Below are 4,592 nucleotides of genomic sequence, written 5' to 3'. Positions count from 1 at the left end.
GATATAGTTAGAATAGTTTAAAATAAGGAGTGAGAAAAAGATGAAAGAAAGATATGGAACAGTCTATAAAGGCTCTCAGAGGCTCATAGACGAATCATTTTTGTAGGTTTTTCTTTTTTCTTTTTCGTTTTTTCTAAATCTTCAATAGGTAATTTCATTTTAATAATTCCCATTTGTACAACTGCTTCTTCGTTACCTACAAGTTCAAGCACTTCACCTTTTTGACCGTAAGATAGAACTTTCACTTCATCTCCAGCATGAATCGTATACGATCAGCGTGGCGACGACCTGACCCCACTCGTCGCGGTACGCCGCGTCGACCGCGGCGGCGACCGAATCGTTCATGCCGCGCGCACTCCGATCCGCGGCCCGGCGATCGCCCTCACTCCCAGACCGGGCGGATCTCGACGACGCCCCGGTGCGCCCACGGGTGCCCGGCGGCGACCGCGATGGCCTCGTCCAGGTCGGCGGCCTCGATGATCGCCACGCCGCCGACGAAGTCCTTGGTCTCGGCGAACGGCCCGTCGGACACCAGCGTCTCGCCGTCGCGGACCCGGACCGAGGTGGCATCGGCGACCGGCCGCAGCCGGGCGCCGGCCTTGAGGGCGTCGCGCGAGGCGAGATCCGCCTCCCAGGCCTGCATCATCGGATCGGCGGCCAGCTCCTCCCGGCTCGGCGAGACCGTCTCGTCGTCACAGATCAGCAGCGTGTATTTCATCCGGTGATTCTGCACCGGATGAGCGCCGCGGCGGGTATGACGGACGCGACAGCGCGAATGGTTTTGGGACAAACCTTGATGGCTTTGTCGCAAAACCATATCCTCACCGTCATGGCGATAACGCCCGAGGAGCAACTCTCCGGCCTGCTGCGCTCGGTGTGGCGGGCGCTGGTCCGTGCGACCCGGTCGGCCGAGCGACTGCCGGCCCTGCCCGAGGCGCAGGCCGTGCTGCTGCAGCGACTGATCGCCGCCGGCCCGGTGTCGCCGGCGCAGCTCGCCGGCGATCTGCACCTGGCTCGGCCCACCGTCAGCAACCTGGTGCGGGACCTGACCGCCGCCGGTCTCGTGGACCGCGAACCGTCCGCAACGGACGGTCGGTCCGTGCTGCTCGTCCCGACCCCGCTCGCCCGCGACGTGGTGGAGGCGTTCGGCCGCGGGCGCGTCGAGGTGCTCGGCAAGGCGATGGGCGAGCTGACCCCCTGCGAGCAGGCCCGCCTGCTCGCCGCCCTGCCGGCGCTGAGCCGGCTGGGCCAGATCCTCGAGGGCCGCCCGGCCCCGTCCGAGCCGAGAGCCGAGGGTGAACCGCATGAGTAAGGAACCGCGCTACATCCACCACGTGAACTTCCCGACCACCGACCCGGAACGCACCATCCGGTGGTATTCGAAGGTGTTCGGACTCCGGGCCGTCACGCCGAAGAGCAACACCAAGGTGGTGCTGATGACCCGCGGCAACTTCGACCTGCACTTCACGCCGGTCGAGGAGATGGACCGGATGGCGCCCTACCACTTCGCGATCGAGGTGGACGACTGGGACGACTTCCTCGAACACCTGGCGGAGCTGGGCATCCGGCACACCCGGCCGATCGAGCGGCCGGAGAACAGGTCGAAGTTCTGCTACATCCACGACCCCGACCACACGATGATCGAGCTGGTCCATCACCGCAACCGGCCGGCCTGACTCGGTGGCCGACACCGGCAGGTTCCGGATCGACCATCACGGCAGCCTGGTGCGGCCGCCCGGCCTCGCCGTACCGGACGCGATCGCCGACGCCGTCCGGACCCAGCGCAAGCTCGGCCTGTCGGCCGTCACCGACGGGGAGTTCCGCCGGTCGGGCCCGCTGAGCGTCGTCGTGGACGCGGTGCGCGGATTCCGGGGTACGACCGCGGTCGGCGACCTGGAGCCGCATCGCACCCTGGTCGCCGACGACGTGGCCGCGCTGGCCACCCTCACCAGCATTCCCGCCAAGGCGACGCTGCCGGCGCCCTCGTTCGTGGCGGCCCGCGCCTTCGACCCGGCGGCGGGCTCGCCCTTCCGTAGCGCCCGCGAGCTGGGCGAGGCCCTCGCCCTGATCGTGCGGGACGAGATCACGCGGATCATCGACCGCGGCATCCGGTACATCCAGCTTTCCAACCCCGCATACGGCGAGGGCCTGGCGCCGGCCGACGCCATCGCCGTGGACAGCCTGGCCATCGGCGTGGAGAAGCCCGCCGGCGTGCGGATCGCCGTCAGCACCACGCTCCCGGTCCCCCCGCGTGTGCTCGCCGAGATCCCGGCCGACCGCTGGCTGCTCCCGTTCACCCGGGGTGACGAGGCGGAGCTGGACCTGCTGCGCGCGGTCCCCGAGGGCCGGGACGTGTGCCTCGGCATCGTCGACCCGGCCGCGCCGGCCCTCGAGGAGGTCGGCCCGATCCTCGACCGGATCGACGCCGCCGCCGCGATCCGGGACATCGAATGCCTGGCGGTGAGCCCGAGCGCCGGGTTCGGCGGCCGCACGGACGCCGAGGCGCAGCGCGCAACGCTGATCCACGTCGAGACGATCGCCCGGATGGTCTGGGGCAACGAGCTCTGAGGAGCGGGCCGGCGCCCGTCCGGGCAGCGGCGGTGCCCGGCCGTACGATCCGGAGCTCCTCCCCGGGTACCCGTTCCGCGGCACCGCGCTGACCAGCGCCTTCACCGGTGATCCGACCGCCGTCCGGCGGCTCGCCGACCGGGTAGAGTGCGGTCGGATCCCGGCTGCGCACACCGCCGCCGTTCACCCTGACGCCGAGGAGCAGACCATGGCCGACCAAGCCATCGGTGTCGTCGGCGCCGGCATCGTCGGGCTGGCGATCGCCCGCGAGATCGCCCGGCGCCGCCCCGGCGTGCGGGTCGTGGTGGTGGACAAGGAGAGCCGGGTCGCCAAGCACCAGACCGGGCACAACTCCGGGGTCGTGCACGCCGGCATCTACTACAAGCCCGGCAGCCTCAAGGCCACCCTGTGCACCAGGGGCCGCGACATGCTCAAGGACTACTGCGCCGAGCGCGGGCTGCCCTACGACGAGTGCGGCAAGCTGGTGGTCGCGGTCAGCTCCGAGGACGAGGCGCGGATGGACGCGCTCGCGCTCCGGGCCGGCGACAACCACGTGCCCGGCCTGCGCCGCATCGGGCCCGCCGAGATCCGCGAGCTGGAGCCGCACGCCACCGGGCTCGGCGCGCTGTACTCGCCGCGGACCGCGATCACCGACTTCACCGCCGTCGCCGAGTCCTTCGCCGACGACGTCGTGGCGGCCGGCGGCGAGGTGCGCCTCGGCTTTCCGGTCAACCGGATCACCTCCGCCGGTGGTGCGCTGGAGATGCACAGCAAGGACGAGCAGGTCCGCGTGGACCAGCTGATCGTCTGCGCCGGCATCCACACCGACCGGGTGGCCGGCCTGGCCGGTGACACCGCGGCGCCGCGCATCATCCCGTTCCGCGGCGAGTACATGCGCATCAAGGACGAGAAGGCCGGCATGGTCCGCGGCCTCATCTACCCGGTGCCGGACCCGCGCTACCCGTTCCTCGGCGTGCACTTCACCCGCCGGGTGTCCGGGATCGTCGAGGTCGGACCCAATGCGGTGCTGGCCACCGCCCGCGAGGGCTACCGGTGGCGCGACTTCTCACCGCGCGATCTGGCCGGGATCGCCGCCTGGCCGGGTATGTGGCGGATGGCGGCGAAGCATTGGCGTACCGGCGCGCGCGAGGTCTACGGGTCGCTGAACCGGCGCGCGTACATGCGGGCGGCGCAGCGCTACGTGCCGGAGATCGGGCCGGGCGACGTGCTGCGGTCCGGCTCGGGCGTCCGCGCGCAGGCCCTGGACCGCGACGGCAGCCTGGTCGACGACTTCCGCATCCACCGGCTGGGAGCGGTCACGACCGTACGCAACGCTCCCTCTCCCGCGGCCACCTCCAGCCTGGCCATCGCCGAGCACGTGGCCGACGAGCTGGCTCTCTGAGCGGCGGGCCGCCGGCCGCCGGAAAATGGTTTCCGATCGGCTCCCGCCCGCGCCATGCTGGAGATCTCATGACCGTTCCCCCGCGCCAGATCCGAGCCGTCCACACGCCATCGTCCCTTGTGGTCTATCAGGCCTATCCGCCGGCGATCGCCGAGGCGGCGGTCGCGGCCGGGCGGTTCGTCGCGCCGTTCAAGCGGGAGCGGATGACCTGGATCAAGCCGTCGTTCCTGTGGATGATGTACCGCTGCGGCTGGGCGGAGAAGCCCGGTCAGGAGCGGGTGCTGGCCATCGAGATCAGCCGTGAGGGCTTCGAGTGGGCGCTGAGCCGGGCCTGCCTGAGCCACTACGACCCGGCGTTCCATCCGGATCGGGACTCGTGGTCCCGGGCGTTGCGGACCAGCCCGGTGCGCATCCAGTGGGACCCGGAACGTTCGCTGCGCCTCCAGCCGCTGCCGCACCGTTCGCTGCAGGTGGGCCTGGCGGGCGAAGCGGTGGACCGCTACGTGGACGAGTGGATCGTCTCGATCACCGACGTCACCCCGACGGCCCGCGCCATCCGGGCCGCCCTCGCCGACGGCGACCCTGACGCTGCCGCGGGCCTGCTCCCGCCGGAGCGGCCGTA

Annotated in this window: 7 protein-coding genes; 5 read left to right on the top strand and 2 right to left on the bottom strand. The window is 70.1% G+C overall.

Going from position 1 to position 4,592, the window contains the following annotated elements; translation table 11 throughout:
- Positions 1-83: 83 nt before the first annotated feature.
- Positions 84-245 carry a MutS2/Smr-associated SH3 domain-containing protein gene (locus tag AB0M20_RS28670; protein ID WP_364303425.1) on the bottom strand — a complete coding sequence of 54 codons (162 nt, stop codon included), beginning with the start codon at positions 243-245 and terminating at the stop codon, positions 84-86.
- Between the two features lie 137 nt (positions 246-382).
- Complete coding sequence (locus AB0M20_RS28665) at positions 383-718, bottom strand: YciI family protein (protein WP_364303424.1); 336 nt, start codon at positions 716-718, stop codon at positions 383-385.
- Positions 719-829: 111 nt separating this feature from the next.
- On the opposite strand from AB0M20_RS28665, the gene AB0M20_RS28660 reads away from it, so the two are divergent.
- The 5 genes from AB0M20_RS28660 to AB0M20_RS28640 all read left to right on the top strand — a co-directional run.
- A complete protein-coding gene (locus tag AB0M20_RS28660; protein WP_364303423.1) occupies positions 830-1,312 on the top strand; it encodes a MarR family transcriptional regulator in 483 nt (160 codons plus the stop codon).
- Positions 1,305-1,676 carry a VOC family protein gene (locus tag AB0M20_RS28655; RefSeq protein ID WP_364303422.1) on the top strand — a complete coding sequence of 124 codons (372 nt, stop codon included), beginning with the start codon at positions 1,305-1,307 and terminating at the stop codon, positions 1,674-1,676. The genes AB0M20_RS28660 and AB0M20_RS28655 overlap by 8 nt, the downstream gene beginning before the upstream one ends.
- 4 nt (positions 1,677-1,680) lie before the next feature.
- Complete coding sequence (locus AB0M20_RS28650) at positions 1,681-2,568, top strand: hypothetical protein (RefSeq protein WP_364303421.1); 888 nt, start codon at positions 1,681-1,683, stop codon at positions 2,566-2,568.
- Positions 2,569-2,776: 208 nt separating this feature from the next.
- Complete coding sequence (lhgO, locus tag AB0M20_RS28645) at positions 2,777-3,970, top strand: L-2-hydroxyglutarate oxidase (RefSeq protein WP_364303420.1); 1,194 nt, start codon at positions 2,777-2,779, stop codon at positions 3,968-3,970.
- Positions 3,971-4,038: 68 nt separating this feature from the next.
- Positions 4,039-4,592: DUF4291 domain-containing protein (locus tag AB0M20_RS28640; protein WP_364303419.1), on the top strand; the 554-nt coding region annotated here is incomplete at its 3' end.

The organism is Actinoplanes sp. NPDC051633, from assembly GCF_040681735.1.
Classification (GTDB): Bacteria; Actinomycetota; Actinomycetes; order Mycobacteriales; family Micromonosporaceae; genus Actinoplanes.
This window is presented reverse-complemented; position numbering and strand designations above follow the sequence as displayed.